Genomic DNA, 250 nt, shown 5'->3' with positions numbered 1-250 from the left:
CGCGCGTCGGGGTGGTGGGCGCGCAGCCGATCCCCTCGGCACCCAGGCCGGGGATCAGGGTGAGATCGCCCGGGCGCATGGGCGGGCGCCCCGGTTGCCGGGGCGGGGGGCAGCCCCGCCGCAGCACTCGATCCGAAGCCTCGTCGTCGCTGCGGCTGCACAGCCACGCGACACCCGCCAGGTGCGCGAAGTCGAGGGTCTCCTGCCGCGCCCACTCGCTCTCGCGGGCCACCATGACGCGGTACGGCTC

Annotated in this window: 1 pseudogene; it reads right to left on the bottom strand. The window is 76.8% G+C overall.

Annotation, left to right across the window (positions count from 1 at the left end):
- Positions 1 to 250, bottom strand: a pseudogene (locus tag AMS65_RS19655) (LysR family transcriptional regulator); the annotation flags it as partial.

This window comes from Leucobacter celer subsp. astrifaciens (assembly GCF_001273835.1).
Taxonomy (GTDB): Bacteria; Actinomycetota; Actinomycetes; order Actinomycetales; family Microbacteriaceae; genus Leucobacter; species Leucobacter celer.
The sequence above is the reverse complement of the archived record's forward strand: the minus strand, read 5'-3'. Positions and strand labels throughout refer to the sequence as shown.